A 23,779-nucleotide genomic window follows, 5' to 3' on the forward strand; every position below is an offset into this window, starting at 1 on the left:
CTGACGATCAGAACGACAAGAGCCGTGTAACGGGAGACTGTTACGCACGGTTCCGTGAGAGCCGAGGGGTGCGATTCCCCTCGGCTACTCGACCCTTCGGGGGTGGTCCAGGGGAGGAGGCGCATGGGCGGGGGCCCTTCGGTGGGGGAGGCCGTGACGAGCGGCGATTACCGTTCGCATTCAGATCGTCACTGTTTCGACGTACGCTGCGGAAGGGGGTGGCCGTTGCCGGGGCGCCCAGGCAACGGCGAGGAGTGAGATGACCGAACAGGTTGACGGGGAAGGCGAGTCGGGGCGGGCCGTACTGGGGCGCACACTCAAGTTCCTGCGCGAGAAGGCGGGCAAGTCGCTCGGCCAACTGGCAGAGGACACCGGGTACGACAAGAGCTACCTGTCCCGGCTGGAGTCGGGCGAGCGGCTGTCCAAGGTGACGGTGATGGAGGACCTGGACACGTACTACGGGGCCGGTGACCTGCTGGTGAGTCACTGGCGGGTGGCTCGACTGGACGCGTTCAAGGATCAGTACAAAGCGTTCATGGGGCTGGAAGGGACGGCTCGGGTGATGTGGCTGTTCGCTCCGTCGGTGCCCGGCCTGTTTCAGACCGAGGACTTCGCCCGTGAGGTGTTGTCTGGCGGCCAGACCACGGAGGACAGCGACGCGTCGATCGAGGAACTGGTCGCGGCGCGCCTTGGCCGGCAGTACCTATTGCGGCAGAAGCCCTTGTCGGACGTCCGCGTGATCATCGACGAGGTCGCGTTTCGACGCCCGGCCGCCAGCGCCAAGACGTGGAGCGAACAACTGGTTCACCTTGAGGGCGTTGCCCAGTGGTCCAACGTGACACTCCAAGTGCTGCCGTTCTCCGCAGGAGTTCACCATCACATGAACGGGTCGCTGACAGTGCTCTGGCAGAAGGACGGAAGCACCGTTGCCTACAAGGAAGGCAATGAGTGCAGTGAGTTGATGGAGGATTCAGAAGGCGTCCTACGGCTCCGACTGTCCTACGATCGGCTTCGCGACCTGGCGTTGTCCCCGTCGGACTCGCTCGCGTTCATCAGGGGCCTACTGGAGGAGCAGAGATCATGACGCACACCCTCGACCTCGGCACGGCTGTGTGGCGCAAGTCGTCCTACAGCGGAGGGGGTGCCAACGACTGCGTCGAGGTCGCCGACGGCTACGCCGGCCTGGTCCCGGTCCGGGACAGCAAGGCCCCGGACGATCGCTCGCTGCTCTTCGGGTCGGAGCCGTGGCAGGTGTTCGTCGGGGCCATCAGGAGCGCGTAGCGCGAGCGGGTCCAGGTCGGACGGTTAGTGTGGCGCTGCATCCGTTTCGTATACCTGCGGTGTGTGAGGAGCAGCGGTGATCACCCGGATCGAGATCGACGGCTTCAAGACGTTCGACGACTTCTCGCTCGACCTGCCGCCGTTCCTGGTCCTGCTGGGCGCGAACGGCTCGGGCAAGTCCAACCTGCTGGAAGCGGTCGCGTTGCTCGGACAGCTGGTGAGGGAGCCCAGCAGCCAGACGCTGGTCCGGTATGCCAGGCGGGGTGGGCCCCGGGAGCTTTTCCGGCGTAGGCCGGACGGTGAGCTGGTCGACGAGATCCGGATGAGCGCGACGGTCTTGGTGCAGTCTCTCTACTCCGGAGTCGTGCACATGCGTGTGGACGTGAGCATTGGCTATCGCGAGGCGCCGGAGCCACTGGCTGTCGACGTGTCGATTCGTGCAGTCGGCAGCAACGGGCTGGGGGTGTCACCTGAAACGGCCGCACAGATTGACTCCAATACGTCCCCTCTGTTCCGAGGTGTCAGCGGCAAGGACATCAGAGATGGACCGTACGCACTGAAATCTGCTGCCGCCCAATGGTGGATCCTCGATCCGGTGCCCGAGGCGATGCGGCAGCCCGCCGACGCGTACGACTCCGATCGGCTGGCCGAAGACGGAGGCAACCTCGGGGCCGTCCTGGGGCGTCTGTGGGAGGGCGACCCGGAACGGAAGTGGGCCTTCCAGGCGGATGTGTCCGCAGTCCTTCCCGATATCCGGGAGATCGACGTGGTCCGGGACCACGACCGGGCTCAGTGGGACGTCTGGGTCCAGTACAAGCATGAGCCGAGAATGGCGCCGCGTGTCGTCTCCGGTGGAACTCTCCGCATTCTCGCCCTGCTGGCGGCGGCACATGACCCGGCTCACCCCGGTGTGCTGATGTTCGAGGAACCCGAGAACGGGCTGCATCCGAGCCGCGTACCAAGACTCTTGGAACGGCTGCGAGGACGAGCTACCGATCTTGGCTCTTACAGGCCTTCGAACGATGATCCCGACAACCTCCGCCAGATCCTCGTGACCTCCCACTCCCCAGTAGTCCTCGCCTCCCTCCTCGACGACGCCCCCCACGACATCGTCTTCCTCGATACGGTCACCCGACTCGGCGGAGGCAAGTCCCCGGCCCGCCTGACCCGGGCGCGCAAAGTCGCCGATGGCGGTGAGCGGGGCACCTATGTGACGCCCATGGAGGTACGCCAGTACCTCGACCCCGTGGGGTACGCCCATGGCGCGTAGGTACCTGAGCATCGCGCTGCTCACGGAGGGGCTGAGCGACCAGTGGTTCTACCTGCCCCTCATCGACCGCCAGGTGGAGGCACTGGAATCGGAGTCCGAGATCGGGTTCGACTTCGCGGGCACGGCACCCGGCAGCTGCTTCACCGTCGCACCCCGTGAACGCGTCGTCCAAGAGGTCGAACTGCTCCTGGAGCACATGGACCTCGTGATCGTCCATCACGACCACAACGAGCGGGGCAAGATCGACGCCTTACGGGCCGGGCTGAGCGCCCCTCAGTCTGCGGAACGCGTCATCGGAATCGTCCCCGTACGGGAGACGGAGGCCTGGATGCTCGCCGACCCGGCCGCGCTGCCGGACGGCCCGGCAGCGGTGGTACGGGACCTGATCAGGTCACCGCGCGAGGTCGAGAAGGTAGCCGATCCGAAGAAGGCCCTTGGGCAGGCGTTCGGCCCACGGCACCGTCCCGAGTACGACTTCGACCGGCTGGGGCAACGAGTGTCCCTGCCGGTGCTTCAACAGATCCCCGCCTACGACCGCTGGGTCGGCGAACTCCGCGGGGCACTGGAGCGGCTGCGCTGTCTGTAACCGCCCGGAGAACCCGGTCAGGACGCCGCCTGGACCGCATGGGCAACGGTCGACAGACCCGGGGCGGGTTGGAGTTGGGGGTCGTCAAGGACCAGGTGAGTGTGCACACCGTCGGGTGAACCGGGCGGGAAACCCGGACGGGAAGGGGTGCGGTCCGGTCACGGTGACGTCATGAGAGAGAACTCGATCACCGACCCTTTGGCGACGCAGTCGCTCACCGACGTGCCACTGCGCGGACAGACCGCGTGGGGACGGTGGGCGCGGCTATGGTCGTAGACACGAGGTGTTGAAGGAGGACATCGATCATGGCTGCTCAGGCTGCGGAACCCGGTGTGTTCGTCCCTCCCTTGCCCGAGCGGACCCCGAAGGCGCTGCGCGGGGCCATCGCCGAGCATGCTCCCGAACTTCTCCCGGATTTCGACGCGCACTGGAAGTGGGCGATCGCTGACGCGTACGACCTCGGTCCTGTGCCGGCTTTCATTGCCCTTTGGTGGGGTGAGTACGCCATCGCCCGTGACCCCAAGTTGGATGCGTACGTGCGCGATCTCGAACACCGAGCCGCGTACGAGTGCACCGACATTGCCGAAGCCAAGGCACTCCTGGAAGAAGCTGCCAAGATTCATTACCGGGTCCGAGGACTGGAGCCCGGCGAGTGACTGATGGGTTCATGGGGCCGCCTTGGTCGGAGATCGCTCAGTGGCTCAAGGACTGGCATACCGCGCATGAACACGAACTTCGCTCTCGTGGGATCAGCTCTGCGGTGAAGCGGCCGGTCCCAGGAACCCCGTCCCGAGGGCGGCCGAAGGCCACGGCAGTGAGTCTCACACTGGAATCAGACGAGCGCACCGGGACGGTTTTCCTATGGGAACCGGGTGTCACTTCACTGCTCTTCGTCGACTCCGGCACCGAGCACACCTGGCAGGACCAACCAATACTCACGTCAGAGAACGACCTGCCACGGATCCTGGCACCCCTCGTGAAGCTGGTCGAAGCTGCTGCCGACGGAAGTTAGAGATCAAGCTCAGGCCGGGCCGAGGACGCAGAACTCGTTGCCTTCCGGGTCGGCCAGGATCTTCCACGGGAAGTCGTCCCGGCCCGCGTCGGTGGGCGTCGCGCCGAGGGTCTTGAGGCGGGCCACCTCCGCCGACTGGCTGTCACTGTCGTAGGGGTGGGGCACCAGGTCGAGGTGGAGGCGGTGCCGCGTGTCCGCCAGGTGGGGCGCGCGGACGAACTCCAGGAACGGGCCGACAGCCTTGGTGGAGCGCAGTAGCGCGTGGTCGTCGGTCACCTCGTGCGGGGTCCAGTCCAGCGCCTCGCACCAGAAACGGGCCAGGGCCCGAGGGTCCGCGCAGTCGACGACCACTGCGGCGATCGGGCCGGTGTCCCGGTAGATCTCCCTAGGCTCCAGGACGCAGAACACGTTGCCCTCCGGGTCGGCCAGGGCCGTCCGTGGGAGGGCGCCCTGGGTCGTACCGGCGGGCGTCGCGCCGAGTTCCTTCAGGCGCGCGACCAACTCCGCGTGGTGGGACTCGGAGGTGGTGGCGAGTTCGATGTGCGCGCGGTATTTCACTGTTCCGGGGTCCGGGACGGCGATGACATCCATGCGGACGGCGGCGGGGTCCGGCCAGGTGGCGTCCACGGGCTTGACGCTGGTCGCACCGGGTTCCGCGTCGGCCACCCGCCAGCCGAGCGCCTCCGCCCAGAACCGGCCCAGCACCGAGTCGTCCCCGGCTTTGAAATTCACCTGGAAAAGTTGCAGCGCCATGCCGTCAAGCCTAGGCGCAAGGGTTGAACTGGCGGTCGAGACCGCCGAGTTCGGACAAAAAGGTGATGTCGGCCGCTCCCGTCAGGTCGGCTCGTCGGCCAGTCGCACGGCCGATGCCCCCGCGCGCAGCTCGCGGATGATGCGGGTCAGGTCGGCCGGGGAGGCCGCGAGGCGGACCGGGTTGCCTGCGTCGTCGAGTTCGGCGATGTGCCAGCTTCTGGGGACGGTGTCGCCGTCGCTGCCCCGGGCGCGCCGCACGTCCCGAACGGTGAGCCGTTCCACCGGGATCGGTTGCGCCGCGAACTGGCCCGGGCCGGGGTGCGGAGTCACCGCGGGCGGGCCGCCTCCGAGGACGATGTGGGTGCCGAAACCATGCGGGTTGTAGTCGGTGTGCTCCAGGAACCGCGCGGCCAGGAACACCTCCTTGTCCTCCTCGGAAGACGCTTCGGCCGCTCCGGCCGCTCCGGGCGCTCCGGGCGTACGGACGCGGGTGGCGCGCCAGGCCCAGGCGAAGAGGCCCACCGTGGCCAGCGAGCCCGCAGCCGCCCACGTGATCGCCCCGGGTGAGACGGGCAGGGCCGCGGGGTGGCGGTAGGAGAACGGCAGCAGCCACAGGGCCGTACCCACGAGCGCGCCGACGAACGGAAGGGCTGACGGGAGGATCTCGTCGTCGGGCAGCCGCCGCCCGCGCAGGCGCAGCATCACACGGGCGCCGGGGTAGCCCGCGGCGAGGGCGCACAGGGCCGCGATGACGGCCTGGCTCCCGGGGGTGGGGACGTGTTTGCGCCACACGTGGCGCTCTCCGGCGACCTCCATCACGTCGCGACGCCAGACGGTCAGTTCGACGCTGTCGCCGGGCTGGAACTCCAGGGCGGCCTCCCGGGAGACTCCGAGGCGCGCCAGCGGCCGGCCATCGGTGAAGTACAGCCGGCTCGGCTTCTTGTTCTTGCCGGCCTCGGTCCGCGCGATCACACCACGCAGGGTGGTCAGGCACTCCCGGCGCTCGGTGGCGGGCGTCTCGGCGGTGCACGGGGTGGCCGCCTGCCACTCCTGTTCGTACGACGCGGTGCCCGGTACGGACCACGCGGCCCCGCCCGCGCCCGCGAGCAGCAGCACGCAGAGGATCAGCCACACGGTCGTGCCGCGCCCGGCGGTGCGGTACGAGATGACGGGGAGATGGCTCGACTCCGGGGCTCCGTAACGGCGGTGCAGCGCGCGGAGCGCGTCCAGTTCCGCGTCGAAGTCCGGGTGGCCGTGCCTGCCGTCCACCGGCAGCGGCAGGAGCCGCTTGTGCCCGTCGCGCCGCACCAGACTGACGCGGCGGAAATTCTGGTGGCGCCCGTACTGCACGTACACGCGCAGGTCGGCGATGTCGCGCCACGGCACGCTCCGGCGACGCAACAGCGTCCGCACGTGCAGACCGTACGCGTCGGCGCGCACCCGGAGGGTCAGGCCGTGGAGCCCCGCGATGCCCAGCAGCGTGAGCAGCAGGCCGATGCCCAGCCACACGTCCAGGAGCTTGCCCCAGTACGCCACGCGCACCGCGGCCAGGCTCGCCCCGCCCGCCCCGAGCCAGACGAACACCCACAGGGCGCGCGTCTGGAAGGGAAAACAGGTGACTTCCCGCGTATCGGTCATGACCGGAACCCTGCCATCGGCCGTGCCGCGCCCGCATGTGCAATATCCGGCAGTTTCCTGGCCCGCAAAGCTGCCGAGGCACCACGCCACGGCTCGCGGCCGAAGCGGGAGAAACCTGGAGCGGAACTCAGCCCTCGTCGGTCGTCTCCGGCGGCGGTACCGGCGCCCCCGGGAGACGTATGGTGGCCACCGTTCCGCCGCCTGCCGCGCGGGCCAACGTGACCTCGCCGCCCGCCTGTTGGACCGTACGGGCAACGATCGACAGGCCCAGGCCGGAGCCGGGCAACGCCCGTGCGCTCGGGGAGCGCCAGAAGCGGTCGAAGACGTGGGGGATCTCGTCGGCGGGGATACCGGGGCCGTGGTCGCGGACGGTGAGGACACCGGCGCTCAGCTGGACCTCGATCGTGCCGCCCTCGGGGCTGAACTTCACGGCGTTGTCCAGGATGTTGACCACCGCGCGCTCCAGGGCGGAGGGCTCCGCTCGGACGAACCAGGGCTGGACGTCTGCCGTGATCGTCAACTCGGGCCCACGCAGGCGGGCTCGGCGCAGCGCCGACTCCACGGTGTCCTCCAGGGCGACCACCTGGACGCGCTCGCCTCGCTGGCCCTCCGAGCGGGACAGCTCCTGCAAGTCGCCTATCAGGGCGGCCAGTTCGGTCATCTGGGCCTTCACCGAGGCGAGCAGAGCCTTGCGGTCCGCCTCCGGGATCGGGCGGCCCGTCTCCTCGCTGCGGGTGAGGAGTTCGATGTTCGTACGGAGGGAGGTCAGGGGGGTGCGGAGTTCGTGACCGGCGTCGGCGATCAACTGCTGTTGCAGCTCATGGGAGTTGGCGAGGGCCGAAGTCATCGAGTTGAAGGAGCGGGAGAGGCGGGCGATCTCGTCGTCGCTGTCCTCCTCCACCGGGATACGGACGCTCAGGTCCTCGGTGCGGGCGACCTGTTCGACGGCTTCGGTGAGCTTGTCGACCGGGCGCAGGCCGGCTCGGGCGACTGCCAGGCCGGCGGCTCCGGCGCCGATGACTCCGATACCGGAGACGAGGAGAAGGATCAGGGCGAGGTCGTTGAGGGTGTCCTGAGTGCCCTTCAGGGGTACGGCGACCAGGAAAGCGGCGTTGATCGTGGCCCCGGTGCTCTGGTCCCTGAGGGGCAGGGGGAGGGTCAGGACGCGTACCTCGTTGCCGTCCGCGTCGGTGCCGTTGCGGAGGATACCGCCACTGTTGCTGTTCGACGCGTTCTTGATCACGTCGTGGTCGGAGTTGGTGACCTTCACCGTGCCTACGGAGTCACCGAGGACACAGGCGGTGCCGTCCGCCTTCACCACCTGGGAGTAGGTGTTCCGGAAACCGTTCTGCGGGGCCTGGGTGCAGTTGTTGTACGCGTTGTTGATCTGCCGGTCCAGCGGCCCCTGCATGAACATGGCCTTCTTCAGGTCGTCGTTCAGCTGCTCGTACAACTTCCCCTGCACGAGGAACCAGCACGTCACCGAAACCGCCGCCACAGCGAACGCCACCGCCGCAGCGACCAGCAACGCCAGCCGCGACCGGATCGGCAGAGTACGGAACCGGCGTACCAGTCTGCTCATTCCGCGCCGCCCTGTCGCAGCACATACCCCACGCCCCGCACCGTGTGGACGAGGCGCGGCTCGCCGCCCGCCTCCGTCTTGCGGCGCAGGTACATGACGTACACGTCGAGGGAGTTGGAGGACGGCTCGAAGTCGAAGCCCCAGACCGCTTTCAGGATCTGCTCCCGGGTGAGGACCTGACGCGGGTGGGCCAGGAACATCTCCAGGAGGGTGAACTCCGTGCGGGTCAGTTCCACCGCCCGGTCGCCGCGCGTGACCTCGCGCGTCGCGAGGTCCATGCGCAGGTCGGCGAAGGTCAGCGCCTCGTCCTCCGGGAGGGTGCCCGCGACGGCCGCCGCCGCGTAGGAGCTGCGGCGCAGGAGGGCTCGTACCCGGGCGAACAGTTCGTCCAGTTCGAAGGGCTTGACCAGGTAGTCGTCCGCGCCGGCGTCCAGGCCCGTCACCCGGTCCCCGACGGTGTCCCGGGCCGTCAGCATCAGGATCGGGGTCGTCGTGCCCGCGCCGCGCATCCTGCGGGCCGCCGTGAGGCCGTCCATCCTCGGCATCTGGATGTCCAGGACGACCAGGTCGGGCTGGTACGCGGTCGCCTTCTCCAGGGCGTCCGCGCCGTCGACCGCGACCTCCGTGTCGTACCCCTCGAAGGCGAGGCTGCGCTGGAGTGCTTCACGCACGGCCGGCTCGTCGTCGACGATCAGGATGCGCTGGGTGTCACGGTCGCCTTCGGCGGGGCTCATGGTCGTGGATTCCTCGGGTGCGGTGGGACGTGCGGGGAGCCTTCAGCCTCGCACGTTTCCGGTCTGCTGCGGAGAAGAAGAGGCACGGGAAGGATCAGCTGCGCGCGGTACGCCGGCCGCGCGCCTTCGCCCGCCGGGTGGCCGTCGTGTGCGCGACCGTCGCGACCTCCGTGGCCCGGGGCGTCGCCGTCGGCGGGTGCAGGGCGAAGGCCACGCCGAGGGCGAAGCCCAGGGCGGCCGGGCCGGTGGCCGCGGTGCCTGCGGTCAGCTTGTGGGAAACCTGCTTGATCGTCATGACGTGCCCCTCATCCTCTTGTTCTCGTGCGTCTCGTCGTTCGTCAGGTGGTGGAGCCGGAGCGCAGTGTCGCCAGGTCGGTCTTGACGGTGTTGATCGGGATGGCGAAGCCCAGACCCGCGCTGCCCGCGTCCGCCGAGGACGAACTCGCCGAGTACATCGCGGAGTTGATGCCGATGATGTTGCCGTTCATGTCGATGAGCGCGCCGCCGGAGTTGCCCGGGTTGAGGGACGCGTCCGTCTGGAGGGCCTTGTACGTCGTCGTGGACGAGCCGGTGTCGCCGTTGAACTCCTGGCCGCCGAACTCGAACGGCCAGCCGCCACCGCTGCCACCACCCTGCTGTTGCTGCTGGCCCTGGCTCTCCTCCGTGGCGACGGTGACGTCACGGTTGAGGGCGGACACGATGCCGCTGGTGACCGTGCCGGTCAGGCCCTCGGGGGAGCCGATCGCCACGACCTGGTCGCCGACCTGGACGCCGGCGGAGTCGCCGAGGGTCGCCGTCTTCAGGCCGGAGGCGTTCTCCAGCTTGATGAGGGCCAGGTCCTTCTTGCTGTCGGTGCCGACGATCTTCGCGGTGTACGTCTTGCCGTCGCTCGTCGACACCTTGATCGACGAGGCGCCGGAGATGACGTGGTTGTTGGTGATGATCTCGCCGTCGGACGTGATGATCACGCCGGAACCGGTCGACGAACCCGCGTTCGAGGTCGCGTTGATCTCGACGATGCTCGGGCTGACCGCCGCGGCGACCCCGGAGACCGTGCCCTTCGCGCTCGACGGCACCACGTTCGTGCTGGTGCTGCTGGAGGTGACGGTGGAGCCCGAGTTGGTCAGTTCCTGGATGCCGTACGCCGTACCGCCGCCTATCGCCGCGGCGACGATCGCCACGGCGGCGAGGAGAGCGAAGGGGCCCTTCGCGCGCCTCTTGCGGCCGGCGGGGGGCGCACTCTCCGGCGCCGGAGCCTCCGTGAGGAGCGTGGCGGTGGCCGCGGGGGCGGCTGCGGGCTGCCCGTACGGGGCCTGGGGCGCCACCGGTTCCTGGTACGCGGGCTGCTGGACCGTCGGCGGCTCGTACGCCGGCGGGGGCGGCCACTCCGGGTTCACGGGGGAGCTCTGGGTGGAGGACTCGTAGGAGTTCTCGGGGGAGTTCTCGTACTCGCCGCTGCGGCGGAAGCTCTCGGTCATGGAACAGAGCTTCGCCCGCCAGCATGAGAGCTGGCTGAGTGCTCCCTGAGAAGCCCGACAGAAGCTCGTATGCCCGAAATAAAGGCCGGAGGGGGCCTGCTGTACGGGGCTCTACACGGGCTCTACGGGCTGTACAGGTCGCTACTCGCAGCCGCAGGAACGCCGGACGACCAACCGCGACGGGAACAGCTTCAGCCGTTCGCGCCGCGCGCCCGCCACCCGTACCCCGTCGTCGAGGACCATGTCGACGGCCGCTCGGGCCATGCCCGGGCGGTCGGAGGCGACGGTGGTGAGGGGCGGGTCCGCCAGGGCCGCTTCCTTGATGTCGTCGAAGCCGGCCACCGCCAGCTCGCCCGGGACGTCGATACGCAGCTCGCGCGCCGCACGCAGCAGGCCGATCGCCTGGTCGTCGGTGGAGCAGAAGACGGCCGGGGGGCGGGTGGTCGGGTCGGCGAGGATCTCCAGGGCGGCCTTGTAGGCGTCGTACCGGTTGTAGAGGACCTCGAACAGGCGGCCCTCCGTGGAGACGCCGGCCTCGTCCATCGCGCGCCGCCAGCCCTGGACGTGGTCGGAGACCGGGTCGCCGACCGCCGGGGTCTCGGCGATGCCGCCGATGCACGCCACGTACTCGTAGCCGTGCTCCAGCAGATGGCGGACGGCGAGGTGGGCGCCGCCGAGGTCGTCGGTGACGACGGCGACGTCGTCTATCGCCTCGGGGCGTTCGTGGAGGAGGACGACCCGGGCGTCCCAGGCCTCGATCTCCGCAGCCGCGTTGTCGTTCAGGGCATGGCTGACGAGGATGAGGCCCGAGACCCGCATCCCCAGAAAAGCCCGCAGATAGTGGACCTCGCGCTCGGCGACGTAGTCGGAGTTGCCGACCAGCACCATTTTTCCGCGCTCGGACGCGGCCTGTTCGACCGCGTGCGCCATCTCCCCGAAGAAGGGCTGGCGGGCGTCCGGCACGATCAGGCCTATGAGGTCCGTGCGCCGCGACGCCATCGCCTGGGCGACGCGGTCGGGCCGGTAGCTCAGTTCCTTGATCGCGGCGAGGACACGCTCGCGCGTGGCCGGGGCAACCGGCCGGGGTCCGTTGTTGATGACATAGCTGACGACGGCGGTGGAGGTCCCCGCCAGCCGAGCTACGTCATCCCTAGTCACCTTGGCCACCTGCGGAGTCTACGCGGATGGACCCGCTCTGGGCAGGGCGTAAGGACTTCGTTACACCCGCCCGGAGCGCGGACCATGCCGTGCGCCGTCAGGCGCCCACCGCGCTCACGCCTCGGCGCTGACCTCGGCTGTCGTCTCGACGGCGTCCAGGGCCGCCGTATCGCCTGCGGCGCCCGCTTCGTCCGACTTCGCGAGGGCCGCTGCCTTGGCCTTCGCCTCGTCGCCGGAACGGTCGCCCTTCTCCGGCGTAACGAATCGATAACCGACGTTCCGGACGGTCCCGATCAGCGCCTCGTGCTCGGGGCCGAGCTTCGCGCGCAGCCGCCGTACGTGCACGTCGACGGTCCGGGTGCCACCGAAGTAGTCGTAGCCCCAGACCTCCTGGAGGAGCTGGGCGCGGGTGAAGACGCGACCGGGGTGCTGGGCGAGGTACTTCAGGAGCTCGAACTCCTTGAAGGTGAGGTCGAGGACCCGGCCCTTCAGCTTCGCGCTGTACGTCGCCTCGTCGACCGAGAGGTCGCCGTTGCGGATCTCCATGGGGGAGTCGTCGTTGACGATCTGCTGGCGCCCCATGGCGAGCCGCAGTCGTGCCTCGACCTCCGCCGGACCGGCGGTGTCCAGCAGGACGTCGTCGATACCCCAGTCGGCGGTGACGGCCGCGAGGCCGCCCTCGGTGACGACGAGGATGAGAGGACAGCCGGGGCCGGTGGAGCGCAGCAGCTGGCACAGGCTGCGCACCTGCGGGAGGTCCCGCCGGCCGTCGATCAGGATGACGTCGGCACCAGGGGTGTCGACGAGAGCGGGTCCCTCGGCCGGAGCCACGCGCACGTTGTGCAGCAGCAGGCCGAGGGCGGGAAGTACCTCCGTCGACGGCTGGAGGGCATTGGTCAGGAGGAGAAGAGAACTCATCGCGTCCCACCTACCCGGTTCGTCGTCGTCGTTCGGTCGGTACGGTCGTGCTCGGTTCGCTCGCCCATAACGTCTGGTTCCTCCTCGGTCCCTGCGAGGACGTTTGCGGCACTGCTCGTCCTGTGCGGCTCCCACGCCCTTGGGTTCCGCTGCGCGGCGCGGTCATGACGTCCTGCGTTATGCGATCTACCCGGCGTACACCTGCGGTTTCGTACAACGTTCCCGCTTCGTATACAGCCCCGGCCAAAGCACAAAAGGACCCGGGGGCTGCGCTGCCCGAGTCCTCTTCACAGCAGAATAGCCCACATGAGCACTGGTCCGGCAGGTCATGTGACGCGATCTTTCGCCGTCCCGAACTCTGAGACGGCCGTTCGCACCCCGCTGCGGAGGTTTCTGAGCACCGACGACGGGGTGACGATCGATGCTGTATACGAGCCGGGAGGCGTTGTATACGACGCCTCGGCGCCATCTTCCGAACATCTCGTGTTCGTCGTCGCGCACGGTTTCACGGGGGATGCGGACCGGCCGCACGTCCGTCGGGTGGCGGAGGCGTTCGCGCAGTACGGGGCCGTGCTGACGTTCTCCTTCCGGGGGCACGGGGCGTCGGGCGGGCGCTCGACCGTCGGTGACCGCGAGGTCCTCGATCTGGCCGCCGCGGTCCGCTGGGCACGTGAGCTCGGGCACACCAGGGTCGCCACGGTCGGTTTCTCGATGGGCGGCTCCGTGGTCCTGCGGCACGCGGCCCTGTACGGACCGGAGCACGAGGGGCGCACGGAGGCGGCTTCGGACGTGGTGGTTTCGGTGAGTGCGCCGGCCCGTTGGTACTACCGGGGCACGGCCCCCATGCGGCGCGTGCACTGGCTGGTCACCCGCCCCGGGGGGCGCCTGGTCAGCCGCTACGGACTCCGTACGAGGATCCACGACCGCGACTGGAACCCCGTACCCCTGTCCCCGGTGGAGGCGGCGGCGCGGATAGCGCCGACCCCGCTTCTGATCGTGCACGGCGACCGGGACGGCTACTTCCCGGTGGACCACCCGCGGATGCTAGCGGCAGCGGCGGGGGACGCGGGCGAACTGTGGCTCGAACCGGGCATGGGCCACGCGGAACACGCGGCGGGCGACGAGCTGCTGCGGCGGATCGGGGACTGGGCTGTCGTACGCGCGGGCTAGCCTGGGCGGTGTCACAGCCGATTGATCGAGTGATCGAGGAAGCAGAGAACAGGCAGATGCCCAAGGTCACGGTGCGCTATTGGGCCGCCGCGAAGGCCGCGGCCGGGATCGCCGAGGAGCCGTACGACGCGGCCACCCTCGCCGAGGCACTCGACGCGGCCCGCGAGCGACACCCCGGCGAACTCGTCCGCGTCCTGCAACGATGCTCGTTCCTCATCGACGGTGACCCCGTGGGCACCCGCGACCATGAGACGGTACGGCTGGCCGAGGGCGGCACGGTCGAGGTGCTCCCGCCGTTCGCAGGAGGGTGAGCGCAGCGCTATGACCAACCAGCCGTATGGGCAGCAGCACAACGGGCAGTACGGGGATTCGTACGAGGGGTACGACCCGTATCAGCAGCAGAACCAGCAACAGGAGCCGTACCCGCAACAGCAGCAGCCCCAGGCCCAGGAGTGGCCCGGGCAGCAGCAGGGGCAGGGGTACGACGAGGCGCAGGCGCAGCAGTACACGCAGCAGTGGCAGGGCCAGACCTGGGAGACGCAGATGCAGGCCCCGGTCGTGGCCGCTCCGGCCCCGGTCGCGGAGGCTCCGCACGTGCCGCCGCAGGCGAACGAGGGTGCGGCCGGTGCCGGGTACGGGCCCGCCACGATCGCGGGCAACGCGCGGGTCACCGACGCGCAGCGGGCCCGCCTCGAAGGACGTTCGCCGATCATCGAACCGGGCATCCAGCCCGCCGGTCTCACGGCACTCCTGGGGCTCCTGCTCTCCGGTACGGCGGCCATCGGCTCGTACGCCCTGGTCGTGCCCCTCGTCGTCCTCCAGGCGGTCACGGCCGCGGGCTGGTTCCGGCTGAACGGCATGTGGCCCGCCCGCCAGGGCATCGCCCTCGCCTTCGCGGGCGGCGTGACGGCCGACGTGGCGCTGCTTGCCGCCGGCCGCGAGAACGGGCCGGCGGCGATCTTCGGCACGCTCGGCGTCTGGGTCCTGCTGACCCTGGTCCTGCAACTCCGCTCCCACGCGGACCCGGACACCCGGATGTACGGCCTGATGGCGACGGTCGCCTCAGCGGCGCTGGCGATCATCGCGACCGGTCACCTCGCGGCGGACCCGGACGCGGTCACCGTCGGCGCGGCTGCGGTCGCCGTGGCCGTACTGGCCCGCGCGCTGCCGCTTCCGACGCCGGCCTCGGTGGTCGTCGCCCTGCTGGCGGCCGCGGGGGCCGGGATCGCGGTCGGGGGGATGACGGGGCTGGGCAGCGGGGGTGCGTTGCTGGGGGTGGCGGCCGGGGGCTGTGCACTGATCGGACACCGGGTGGCCTCCTACGACTACCCGTCGAGGTTCGTCCACTTCACGGCGGGCGTGGCGCTGCCGCTGGCGGCGGCTGCACCGGCGGTGTATCTGGTGGGGCGGGCGTTGGCCTGAGGGTTTTTGCCCACCCACCCGCCCGTCTCGGTCCGTTTGGCGGGCGCCCTTGAACCTCTCGGTGCCGACGGGCACTTTCTGCCGGACCGGTCTTTCAGCCCGTCCGGCGTTTGAGGACAAGGCCCGTTCAGGGCCGACAGCGGGGGTCTGGGGGCGGGCAGCCCCCAGGGATGGGACGGGTAGGGGCGGCGGGGGCGAGAACCGTTCCTGTTACAACTGATCCACAACTACCCGCACCCCGGCCCCCGTCGAGGCCCCGCCAGGTACCGTCGCGACCATGCGCGCACTCCGAATACTCCTCATCGTCGCCGTGATCCTCGGCGGCCTCTTCGTGATCGCCGACCGCGTCGCCGTCGGATTCGCGGAGGACGAGGTCGCGGACCGCCTCAGGACCAGCGAGGGTTTGGCCACCACCCCGGACGTGTCGATCAAGGGCTTCCCCTTCCTCACCCAGGTCGCCGGCGGCGAACTGGACGACGTCGAGGTCGGCATCAAGGACTACGAGGCCGCCACCGGCGTCTCCGGCCAGAACATCCGCATCGACGACCTCAACGCCCAGATGCGCGACGTCGCGTTCAGTGGCGACTACAGCTCCGCCACCGCGGCCACCGCGACCGGCAGCGCCACCATCACGTACGCCGAGCTGCTGAAGGCGGCCCAGTCGGCCGGGTCGGAGCCCACCCAGGTGATCCCCGGTGTGACCGCCACGGTCGTGGGGCTGTCGGACGGCGGCAACGGCAAGATCAAGGTCGAGGTCGAGGCGACGGTCGCCGGCACGAAACTGCCGCAGCCGGTCTCCGTGCTCAGCACGGTCACGGTCGAGGGCGACACGGTGAAGGTGAAGGCGGACTCCCTGCCCAACCTGGGCATCGACCTCGCCGACAACCGGATGCGCGCGGTGACGGACTTCGAGCAGAAGATCGACGGCCTGCCCGGCGGTATCAAGCTGGACTCGGTCGAGGCGGCGAAGACCGGGGTGGACATCACGGTGAAGGGTTCGAACGTCAGCCTGGCTGGGTAGGACGCGTCAGGCCGACCACTCGACCACGTACGGGACGGGATCGAGCGGAGCGGGACGGGACGGGCGTCCAACTGGCGAGACGCCGCCGTCCGTACCGCAGATGTGACGGCGGACGCACCCGGCGCCCCGCCGCCCACCCGCCCGTAATCACCGCACCCTCACTGCATCCTTCACCCCACGCATCTCACATCGCGGACGATCGCGTCTCACGATGCGACACGCCGGTGACATCCCCGGCATTCCGTCCCTACGATCGACGCTATGCAGCGACAGGCGGATCTCACGAAGCGGCGGGCAGTAGACCTGTGCCGCGTCGCCGCCATGCTCTGTCGCCCTTTCTGAGCGGGAGCGCGCGGCGTCAGCGGCGCACCACCTTCCGCATCCCCGGTGCCCTTCCCTGAAGGGCCCTCGTGCGCGAGTCGCCCCAGGCCTGACCGCGAACCCCTCTGCTTACGCACCACCCCGCCGCAACTGCCCCGGAGGAGAAACAGCATGAGCCGCAGCGACGTCCTGGTCGATGCCGACTGGGTCGAGGCCAACCTCGACAACGCCGACATCGCCATCGTCGAGGTGGACGAGGACACGTCCGCCTACGAGAAGAACCACATCCGCAACGCCATCCGGATCGACTGGACGAAGGACCTCCAGGACCCGGTACGCCGCGACTTCATCGACGAGGAGGGCTTCGAGAAGCTCCTGTCGGCGAAGGGCATCGGCAACGACACCCTCGTCGTCCTCTACGGCGGCAACAACAACTGGTTCGCCTCGTACGCCTACTGGTACTTCAAGCTGTACGGCCACGAGAGCGTCAAGCTGCTCGACGGCGGCCGCAAGAAGTGGGAGCTGGACGCCCGCGAGCTGGTCGAGGACGTCCCCGAGCGCACGGCCACCGTCTACAAGGCCAAGCCGCAGGACAAGTCGATCCGTGCCTTCCGTGACGACGTCGTCGCCGCGATCGGCGCGCAGAACCTGGTCGACGTGCGTTCGCCCGACGAGTTCAGCGGCAAGCTGCTCGCGCCGGCCCACCTTCCGCAGGAGCAGTCGCAGCGTCCGGGCCACGTCCCGTCCGCCCGCAACATCCCGTGGTCGAAGAACGCGAACGACGACGGCACCTTCAAGTCGGACGACGAGCTCAAGGAGCTCTACGCCGACGAGCAGGTCGACCTCGCCAAGGACACCATCGCGTACTGCCGTATCGGTGAGCGTTCCGCGCTCACCTGGTTCGTCCTGCACGAGCTGCTCGGTGTGGAGAACGTCAAGAACTACGACGGCTCCTGGACCGAGTACGGCTCCCTGGTCGGCGTTCCGATCGAGCTCGGCGCCAACAAGTAACCCTCGAAGCCTGCCGTACGTACCGAAGGACGGAAACGAACATGTGTGGAGCGAAGGCCGGCGGTCCCGACGCCTCGACGATCAAGCCCGGTGAGACCACGATCCAGGGCCAGGTGACCCGCGACGGAGAGCCGGTGGTCGGATACGTCCGCCTCCTGGACTCGACGGGCGAGTTCACCGCCGAGGTCCCGACCTCGGCGACCGGACAGTTCCGCTTCTACGCGGCCGAGGGCACCTGGACCGTCCGTGCCCTCGTCCCGGGCGGCACCGCGGACCGCACGGTCGTCGCCCAGACGGGCGGCCTCGCAGAGGTCGCGATCGCCGTCTGACGGCAGCTGGGTTCTTGTAGCAGGGTTCTTCGAGGGGCCGCACTCCCGGTGTACCGGGGGCGCGGCCCTTCGCCATGCCCGGACGGGGACCTACGCTGGACGTATGTACGCACGACGCCGTCACGTGTACTTCGCCATGATGGGCACCTGCATAGGCCTCTTCGTCCTGGCCTGGTCGGTCGTACGCCTCTGGTCGATGCCGGTGGCGGTCGGTATGTGCGTGGTGGCGATGCTGATCCCGCCCCTGGCGGCGATCGTCGCCAACCGCCGCGGCCCGGACGACCGCTGGTGGGACGACCCGTCCGGCGACCCGAAGTCCGACGAGTGGTGGGACGAGCTGGACGGCAGGAAACGGCGACAGCAGTAGCGGGCAAGGGAAAAGGGACCTGTGGGAGGACCCGTGGGGCGTACGAAAGTGTCCACCGTCGTGCTGGACGCGCATGACGCGCACGAACTGGCCGGCTTCTACGTCCGTCTCCTCGGCTACGAGATCCGCCGCGAGGAACCCGGCTGGGTCCTGATCGGCCCGCCGCCCGGCGACGACGGCATCGCCCTCGCCTTCGAGACGGAACGCGCGTACGTCCCGCCCGTCTGGCCCACCCGGAACCCCGGCGACCAGCAGATGATGCTGCACCTGGACATCGAGGTCGACGACCTGGAGGGGGAGACCGCCCGGGCGGTGGCCGAGGGCGCCCGGCTCGCCGGGTACCAGCCCCAGGACGACGTACGCGTGCTGCTGGACCCCTCGGGCCACCCGTTCTGCCTGTGGATCGAGGGAGAGCCCGCTCAAGTGGACGAGGGTCAGTAGACGAGGGCCTGCGTCCCGTCGGCCATCGCCTCCTGGACGAAGACCTGCGCGCCGGCGATCCGTACGCCCTCGATGACGTCCTTCTCCGTGATGTCCCGCCGGGCCGCGCACTGCGTGCACAGGGTGAGCTGCCCGGCCGCGAGGACCGAGTCGATCAGGTCGGGCAGCGGGGCGGCGTGCGGCAGCTCGAACTCGGCGGCCCGTCCCGGCAGCGCGAACCACGCCGACTCCCCGGTCAGCCACAGCGACACGTCGACCCCACTGGCCACGGCCACCGCCGCGACGGTGAACGCCTGGGAACAGCGCTCGGGGGCGTCGGCCCCCGCGGTCACCTTGATCACGAGCTTCTTCGCCATGCCCGAATGGTAGGCCGGACGGTAGTCCGAATCGTAATCAACTCCCTTACAACTCTGAGTGTTGACGGTGAGTCTCCTGTGCGCACGGATACAGAATCCGTGCTTCGCGTTGCGTGGGGGATGTCTTGGAAGTGCCGGAAATACCGGAAGTACCGGAGGCGCAGGAAGCGCCAAAAGCGCCGGAAGCACCTGCCCGTCGGCGCGGGCGTACGCCTCTGCTGATCGCCACGGCCGCCCTGCTGGGCCTCGTCGCCGGGACCTGCGCCGGGTATCTCGTCCAGGCCGACCGCGAGCCCACCACACTGCCCCCGCTCTCGCAGGTCGCGCTCGCGCAGGCCGAGGGGGAGGGGCCCGAGCCGCTGTCCGCGGCGCAGGACCGGCGGGTGAAGACCGACGGCGACCTGCGCAAGCTGCTGCTGAAGAAGCCCAAGGGTGCGAAGGAGGCCGAGTACCTGACGGGCGAGGACGGCTGGATGGACCTGTCCGACTACGCGGGCGACTACGACGAGCCGGGCGCCATGTTCGGAACCCTTCTGGGCTCCGAGTTCCGGCGGGCCGCCGTCACCGGCTGGCTGGACGGCGACTCCAGCGTGGAGATCCGGCTGGTCCAGTTCCGGCAGGAGGAGACCGTCGCCGCTGCCGAGTCCGCCGAGAGCGGCCAGTACTGGGCCGAGCAGGAGGAGGGCACCCGGAGCTTTCCCGTTCCCGGTACTGGGGACGGGAAGGCGTACGTCCACACGGAGCCGGTCATCGAACTGGATTCGGTGTCGGGGTACAGCGCCGAGGCGCACGCCTGGCGGGGTGACATCGCCCTTGAGGTCTGGGTCTACGACTCCAAGCCGATCTCCCTGGAGAAGATCGTGGACCTCGCCAAGCGCCAGATGGAGCAGCTGTGACGGAGAATCCCCAGAGTCCGCAGGTCGACGAGAACCCGGACGTCACGCCCGCGCCCGTACTGCCGAAGAAGCGTCTGCGCCCGCGCCGTGTGGCCACCGTCATCGGGTCCGTCCTGCTGGCCGGGGTCGTCGTCGCCGGGGTCGGCCACACCGTCGTGACCGTGGCCGGGGCCGACCGGGAGGCCGGCGCGCCCGTCTTCAAGTTCCCGCAGGCGGCTGCCGGCGGCGATGAGGTCAAGGCTGCGTCGGCGTCCGGGCTTGCCGGGGTGCTCGTGCCGTACGGGGAGAGCGGCTGGTACCGGGGGCCCGACCTCGGCGAGTTCGGGTACGACACCCAACTGAGCGGTGCCCAGGCGACGGCGCTGCGCAAGGAGTCCCTGAGCGGGCTGCCCCGTTCCCAGCGCAGGCAGCTCGAGAAGCAGATCGACAGGCAGCGGATCAAGGGCATGGCGATGCGCAGCTACCTCAGCAAGGAGGCGAGCAGCCTCAGCGACAACGAGGGCGCCTACTCCGTGAGTGTCGTGTTGGCGAGGATGGGCAGCTCGGCGGCCGTACGGGACCTCGGAACGTTCCAGCAGGAGTTCCTCGACACTCTGGACGTCTTCCGCGCGGGCCCGGCGATCGAGGGCCACAAGAACGCCAAGTGCTTCCTCCCGCCCAACGACGACGAGATCGAGGGCAGCGAGGCCGGTGAGGACACCGGTCCCGGCCTCGAAACCATGTACTGCTCCGCATACCAGGGAGACGTCCTGGTCACCGCCACCGCCGACGGTCCCGCACCACTCGACACCAAGGGAGTCGCGATGCTCCTGAGCGAGCAGCTCGACCGCATCACCGAGCCGGGGATGGCGGTATGACCGAGCAGCACACCGAGCCCGCCTGCGCCGACGAGCAGCAGCGCGCCGTACGTCCGGAACCTCAGCCCGAGCCCGAGCCCGTGCCCGGACCTCAGCCCGAGCCCCAGTCCGTCGTGTCCCCGTCCCCGGTGAAGAAGGACCGTCGGGTTCTGCGGGCCGCGCTGCGCTGGACCGCCGCCGTGGTCGTCTTCGCGGCCGTCGGGGCGTCGGCGGCGTACGGCATCACGCGGATGGAGCGGACTGACGTACCGGGGCTGGCGACCGCGTCGGACGGGCGGTGGGTGTACCCGGAGATCAGTCTGCCGCCGCTGCCGTCCGGCAGTCCCGGGCCTTCGGCCGAGGGGAACACGGCCGGTACCCACCACGCCGATCTGCGTGCCCTCGTACTGCCGGCTCCCGAAGGAGCGACGGAGGACAAGACGTTGCGCGGCTCGGACGGGTGGCTCACGCCGTGGATCTTCCTGTCGGAGTTCGCCGAGGCGCAGCAGCGGCACGACTTCGACGAGAAGCTCGTCGATGTCGGCCTGCGCCACGTCGCGGCACGCGGCTGGACCACCGAGGACGGTACGCACACACGGATCTATCTGCTCCGTTTCGACACCGCGGCCGTCGTGGACGACCTGTTCGCAGCCGACTTCGCCGCGTTCAGCGGCAAGGACTACCTGATGCGCGGCGCCGCCCAGGCCGAGGTCGACGAGGAGTTCCCGGCCCAGGCGGCCCAGGCGGCCGTCTACGCCGAGTCCAAGCCGTACGGCGCCGAACAGGTCCGCTACGCCTACCTCGCTGCCGGGGACACCTTCGCGCTGATCATGCAGTCCCGGAAGGGCGAGGCCCTGGCCGTGCCGTTCCAGCAGACGGTGACTCTGCAGAGCCAGCTGCTCGGCTGACCACACCTTTGGTACTACCTGTCCTACCGCACCACCTGGTCGAGAGAGCCGGGCCCCGGCCGCGTAAGCTGGGCCCGGCTCTTGTGCATACAACCGATCGTCCGAGGAGCACCCCGTGCTTGAGGCATTCTTCGAAGCCCTGCTGGTTCTGGTCGCCGTCGGCGTTCTCGCCTTCGCCGGTCTGACGGTCAAGAAGCTGTACCAGGGCCAGCGCTGACCCCCGTCACCAGGAATCGCAGGAACCGTCGCTCATGATCGAGATCCCGTCCGACCTCCACAAGGACCTTGTGCCCCTCGTCTTCCTGCTCGGTAACTGGGCAGGCGCGGGCGTGCACGACTTCCCCGGCTCCGAGAAGTGCAACTTCGGGCAGGAGGTCACCTTCACGCACGACGGACGCGACTTCCTGGAGTACCACTCCCACTCGTGGGTGCTGGACGCCGACGGCAACAAGGTCAGGCCCCTGGAGTCGGAGTCCGGCTACTGGCGGATCGGCGCCGACCGCAAGGTCGAGGTCGTCATGGTCCGCCAGGACGGTGTCGTCGAGGTCTGGTACGGCGCGCTGGCCGACAAGAAGCCGCAGATCGACATCGTGACCGACGCCGTCGCGCGGACGGCGGCCTCCGGCCCGTACAGCGGCGGCAAGCGGCTGTACGGGTACGTGCACAGCGACCTGATGTGGGTCGGCGAGAAGCAGACCCCGGACGTCGAGCTGCGCCCGTACATGTCGGCGCACCTGAAGAAGGTCGTCACCCCGGAGGACGTCGAACGCTGGGCGAAGGACCTGCCGGACGACATGCCGGACGACGGGATCGCTTTCTTCAAGTAGTTCTAGACTTCGAGGTGTGGTGAGCACCCGAGGCACTGAAGGTCTGGACTGGAAGAGCGATCTGCGGCAGCGCGGTTACCGGCTGACGCCGCAGCGTCAGCTTGTCCTCGAAGCTGTGGACACCCTTGAGCACGCGACCCCTGACGACATCCTCGTGGAAGTGAGGAAGACGGCGTCGGGGGTCAATATTTCCACGGTCTACCGGACCCTGGAGCTGCTGGAGGAACTGGCGCTGGTCAGTCACGCCCATCTCGGGCACGGGGCGCCCACCTACCACCTCGCGGACCGGCATCACCACATCCATCTGGTCTGCCGCGACTGCGACAGCGTGATCGAGACGGATGTCTCCGTGGCCGCGGACTTCATCGCGAAGTTGCGCGAGACCTTCGGGTTCGAGACCGACATGAAGCACTTCGCGATCTTCGGCCGCTGCAAGGACTGCTCGCTGAAGGCTGCAACCGCCAAGGTTTCAACTACCGAGTCGTAGGCTTACACGTATGAAGAGCCCTCTGCTGTTCCTGTCCGGCGCCGTCCCCGCCGAGGGGGTGGACGAAGGTGTCGCCGCGCACTACGGCGAACTGTTCCGTGAACAGCGTGCCCTCGCCGAGGGCACCGGATTCGTCGACCTCTCGCACCGGGGCGTGCTCACCGTCACCGGTGACGACCGGCTGACCTGGCTGCACCTGCTGCTCACCCAGCACGTCAGCGACCTGCCCGTGGGCGAGGCCACCGAGGCGCTCGTGCTGTCGGCGCACGGTCATATCGAGCACGCGCTGTACCTCGTCGACGACGGCACGACCACCTGGGCCCATGTGGAGCCGGGAACCCAGGAGGCGCTGATCGCGTACCTGGAGTCGATGAAGTTCTTCTACCGGGTCGAAGTCGCCGACCGCACCGAGGAGTTCGCGGTCGTTCATCTGCCCGCGGGGTCCATCGCCGAGGTGCCCGCCGGTGTCGTCGTGCGCGAGACGCCGTACGGGCGTGAACTCTTCCTTCCTCGCGGCGAGCTGGAGTCGTACGCCGGGAAGGCCGGGCCGGCGGCGGGGCTGCTGGCGTACGAGGCGCTGCGGGTCGAGCAGCACCGGCCGCGGCTCGGATTCGAGACCGACCACCGGACCATCCCGCACGAGCTGGGCTGGATCGGCACGGCGGTGCATCTCCAGAAGGGCTGCTACCGGGGGCAGGAGACGGTCGCCCGGGTCCAGAACCTCGGGAAGCCGCCGCGCCGGCTCGTCTTCCTGCACCTGGACGGCAGCGAGGTCCACCTGCCGCCGGCCGGTACGGAACTCCGGCTCGCGGACGACGGGCCCGACGGGCGCAAGATCGGGTTCGTCACGACGGCCGTACGGCATCACGAGCTGGGGCCGGTCGCGCTCGCGCTGGTGAAGCGGAACGTGGCGGTGGACGCGCGGCTGGTCGCCGGGGAGACGGCGGCGGCGCAGGAGGTCGTGGTCGAGCCGTAGT

At 69.3% G+C, this 23,779-nt stretch carries 29 protein-coding genes; 20 read left to right on the plus strand and 9 right to left on the minus strand.

Going from position 1 to position 23,779, the window contains the following annotated elements; translation table 11 throughout:
- Positions 1-259: 259 nt before the first annotated feature.
- From ACH4TV_RS36795 to ACH4TV_RS36815, 5 genes are all read left to right on the plus strand, one after another.
- Positions 260-1,084 (plus strand): helix-turn-helix domain-containing protein, encoded by an 825-nt coding sequence (locus tag ACH4TV_RS36795; protein ID WP_398405638.1) that lies wholly within the window; start codon positions 260-262, stop codon positions 1,082-1,084.
- Entirely contained in the window at positions 1,081-1,281 is a 201-nt protein-coding gene (locus tag ACH4TV_RS36800; protein ID WP_398405639.1) for a DUF397 domain-containing protein, read from the plus strand. The genes ACH4TV_RS36795 and ACH4TV_RS36800 overlap by 4 nt, the downstream gene beginning before the upstream one ends.
- Positions 1,282-1,357: 76 nt before the next feature.
- A complete protein-coding gene (locus ACH4TV_RS36805) occupies positions 1,358-2,551 on the plus strand; it encodes an AAA family ATPase (RefSeq protein WP_398405640.1) in 1,194 nt (397 codons plus the stop codon).
- Positions 2,541-3,137 (plus strand): hypothetical protein, encoded by a 597-nt coding sequence (locus ACH4TV_RS36810; protein ID WP_398405642.1) that lies wholly within the window; start codon positions 2,541-2,543, stop codon positions 3,135-3,137. Before ACH4TV_RS36805 ends, ACH4TV_RS36810 begins: the two co-directional genes overlap by 11 nt.
- Before the next feature lie 305 nt (positions 3,138-3,442).
- Entirely contained in the window at positions 3,443-3,793 is a 351-nt protein-coding gene (locus tag ACH4TV_RS36815; protein WP_398405643.1) for a DUF6247 family protein, read from the plus strand.
- A 365-nt stretch (positions 3,794-4,158) separates the two neighbouring features.
- Here the strand turns inward: ACH4TV_RS36815 and ACH4TV_RS36820 are convergent, their stop codons facing one another.
- The 8 genes from ACH4TV_RS36820 to ACH4TV_RS36855 all read right to left on the minus strand — a co-directional run bounded on the left by ACH4TV_RS36820 (position 4,159) and on the right by ACH4TV_RS36855 (position 12,410).
- Positions 4,159-4,902, minus strand: coding sequence for a VOC family protein (locus ACH4TV_RS36820; protein WP_398405644.1), 744 nt, complete (start codon positions 4,900-4,902; stop codon positions 4,159-4,161).
- Between the two features lie 81 nt (positions 4,903-4,983).
- A complete protein-coding gene (locus ACH4TV_RS36825; RefSeq protein ID WP_398405645.1) occupies positions 4,984-6,540 on the minus strand; it encodes a PH domain-containing protein in 1,557 nt (518 codons plus the stop codon).
- Positions 6,541-6,667: 127 nt separating this feature from the next.
- Positions 6,668-8,122 (minus strand): ATP-binding protein, encoded by a 1,455-nt coding sequence (locus ACH4TV_RS36830; protein ID WP_398405646.1) that lies wholly within the window; start codon positions 8,120-8,122, stop codon positions 6,668-6,670.
- Positions 8,119-8,856 carry a response regulator transcription factor gene (locus ACH4TV_RS36835; protein ID WP_398405647.1) on the minus strand — a complete coding sequence of 246 codons (738 nt, stop codon included), beginning with the start codon at positions 8,854-8,856 and terminating at the stop codon, positions 8,119-8,121. Before ACH4TV_RS36835 ends, ACH4TV_RS36830 begins: the two co-directional genes overlap by 4 nt.
- A gap of 94 nt (positions 8,857-8,950) precedes the next feature.
- Complete coding sequence (locus tag ACH4TV_RS36840) at positions 8,951-9,151, minus strand: hypothetical protein (protein WP_398405648.1); 201 nt, start codon at positions 9,149-9,151, stop codon at positions 8,951-8,953.
- Between the two features lie 43 nt (positions 9,152-9,194).
- Positions 9,195-10,334 (minus strand): S1C family serine protease, encoded by a 1,140-nt coding sequence (locus ACH4TV_RS36845; protein WP_398405649.1) that lies wholly within the window; start codon positions 10,332-10,334, stop codon positions 9,195-9,197.
- Positions 10,335-10,475: 141 nt separating this feature from the next.
- Positions 10,476-11,501, minus strand: a complete 1,026-nt coding sequence (locus ACH4TV_RS36850) for a LacI family DNA-binding transcriptional regulator (RefSeq protein ID WP_398405650.1) — start codon at positions 11,499-11,501, stop codon at positions 10,476-10,478.
- A gap of 105 nt (positions 11,502-11,606) precedes the next feature.
- Positions 11,607-12,410, minus strand: coding sequence for a response regulator transcription factor (locus ACH4TV_RS36855; protein WP_398405651.1), 804 nt, complete (start codon positions 12,408-12,410; stop codon positions 11,607-11,609).
- A 306-nt stretch (positions 12,411-12,716) separates the two neighbouring features.
- Here ACH4TV_RS36855 and ACH4TV_RS36860 point away from each other — a divergent pair, with 306 nt between their 5' ends.
- From ACH4TV_RS36860 to ACH4TV_RS36900, 9 genes are all read left to right on the plus strand, one after another.
- The gene (locus tag ACH4TV_RS36860) at positions 12,717-13,580 is read left to right on the plus strand and encodes an alpha/beta hydrolase (RefSeq protein ID WP_398405652.1); all 864 of its coding nucleotides are present in this window, start codon (positions 12,717-12,719) and stop codon (positions 13,578-13,580) included.
- A 56-nt stretch (positions 13,581-13,636) separates the two neighbouring features.
- The gene (locus ACH4TV_RS36865; protein ID WP_398405838.1) at positions 13,637-13,891 is read left to right on the plus strand and encodes a MoaD/ThiS family protein; all 255 of its coding nucleotides are present in this window, start codon (positions 13,637-13,639) and stop codon (positions 13,889-13,891) included.
- Positions 13,892-13,901: 10 nt separating this feature from the next.
- Positions 13,902-15,002 (plus strand): hypothetical protein, encoded by a 1,101-nt coding sequence (locus ACH4TV_RS36870; protein WP_398405653.1) that lies wholly within the window; start codon positions 13,902-13,904, stop codon positions 15,000-15,002.
- 277 nt (positions 15,003-15,279) lie between these two features.
- A complete protein-coding gene (locus tag ACH4TV_RS36875) occupies positions 15,280-16,023 on the plus strand; it encodes a DUF2993 domain-containing protein (protein WP_398405654.1) in 744 nt (247 codons plus the stop codon).
- 261 nt (positions 16,024-16,284) lie between these two features.
- Complete coding sequence (locus ACH4TV_RS36880; protein WP_351335063.1) at positions 16,285-16,365, plus strand: Ms5788A family Cys-rich leader peptide; 81 nt, start codon at positions 16,285-16,287, stop codon at positions 16,363-16,365.
- 150 nt (positions 16,366-16,515) lie between these two features.
- Entirely contained in the window at positions 16,516-17,355 is an 840-nt protein-coding gene (locus tag ACH4TV_RS36885) for a sulfurtransferase (RefSeq protein ID WP_398405655.1), read from the plus strand.
- A 41-nt stretch (positions 17,356-17,396) separates the two neighbouring features.
- Positions 17,397-17,684 carry a DUF1416 domain-containing protein gene (locus ACH4TV_RS36890; RefSeq protein WP_093780197.1) on the plus strand — a complete coding sequence of 96 codons (288 nt, stop codon included), beginning with the start codon at positions 17,397-17,399 and terminating at the stop codon, positions 17,682-17,684.
- Positions 17,685-17,787: 103 nt separating this feature from the next.
- A complete protein-coding gene (locus tag ACH4TV_RS36895) occupies positions 17,788-18,051 on the plus strand; it encodes a DUF3099 domain-containing protein (protein WP_398405656.1) in 264 nt (87 codons plus the stop codon).
- A 33-nt stretch (positions 18,052-18,084) separates the two neighbouring features.
- Positions 18,085-18,492 carry a VOC family protein gene (locus tag ACH4TV_RS36900; protein ID WP_398405657.1) on the plus strand — a complete coding sequence of 136 codons (408 nt, stop codon included), beginning with the start codon at positions 18,085-18,087 and terminating at the stop codon, positions 18,490-18,492.
- Here ACH4TV_RS36900 and ACH4TV_RS36905 read toward each other — a convergent pair.
- Positions 18,486-18,848 carry a DsrE family protein gene (locus ACH4TV_RS36905; protein ID WP_398405658.1) on the minus strand — a complete coding sequence of 121 codons (363 nt, stop codon included), beginning with the start codon at positions 18,846-18,848 and terminating at the stop codon, positions 18,486-18,488. The genes ACH4TV_RS36900 and ACH4TV_RS36905 overlap by 7 nt on opposite strands.
- Positions 18,849-18,979: 131 nt before the next feature.
- Between ACH4TV_RS36905 and ACH4TV_RS36910 the strand changes: the two genes are divergently transcribed.
- From ACH4TV_RS36910 to ACH4TV_RS36935, 6 genes are all read left to right on the plus strand, one after another.
- Positions 18,980-19,744, plus strand: a complete 765-nt coding sequence (locus ACH4TV_RS36910; RefSeq protein WP_398405659.1) for a hypothetical protein — start codon at positions 18,980-18,982, stop codon at positions 19,742-19,744.
- Positions 19,741-20,601, plus strand: coding sequence for a hypothetical protein (locus tag ACH4TV_RS36915; protein WP_398405660.1), 861 nt, complete (start codon positions 19,741-19,743; stop codon positions 20,599-20,601). The genes ACH4TV_RS36910 and ACH4TV_RS36915 overlap by 4 nt, the downstream gene beginning before the upstream one ends.
- Positions 20,598-21,488: a hypothetical protein gene (locus ACH4TV_RS36920; protein WP_398405661.1), complete on the plus strand. Its 891-nt coding sequence runs from the start codon at positions 20,598-20,600 to the stop codon at positions 21,486-21,488. The genes ACH4TV_RS36915 and ACH4TV_RS36920 overlap by 4 nt, the downstream gene beginning before the upstream one ends.
- 251 nt (positions 21,489-21,739) lie before the next feature.
- On the plus strand, positions 21,740-22,315 hold the full coding sequence (locus tag ACH4TV_RS36925) for an FABP family protein (RefSeq protein WP_398405662.1): 576 nt from the start codon (positions 21,740-21,742) through the stop codon (positions 22,313-22,315).
- A 16-nt stretch (positions 22,316-22,331) separates the two neighbouring features.
- The gene (locus ACH4TV_RS36930) at positions 22,332-22,802 is read left to right on the plus strand and encodes a Fur family transcriptional regulator (protein WP_398405663.1); all 471 of its coding nucleotides are present in this window, start codon (positions 22,332-22,334) and stop codon (positions 22,800-22,802) included.
- A 10-nt stretch (positions 22,803-22,812) separates the two neighbouring features.
- Positions 22,813-23,778, plus strand: coding sequence for a YgfZ/GcvT domain-containing protein (locus ACH4TV_RS36935; protein ID WP_398405664.1), 966 nt, complete (start codon positions 22,813-22,815; stop codon positions 23,776-23,778).
- Position 23,779 lies beyond the last annotated feature (1 nt).

Source organism: Streptomyces sp. NPDC020898, assembly GCF_044333925.1.
Classification (GTDB): Bacteria; Actinomycetota; Actinomycetes; order Streptomycetales; family Streptomycetaceae; genus Streptomyces.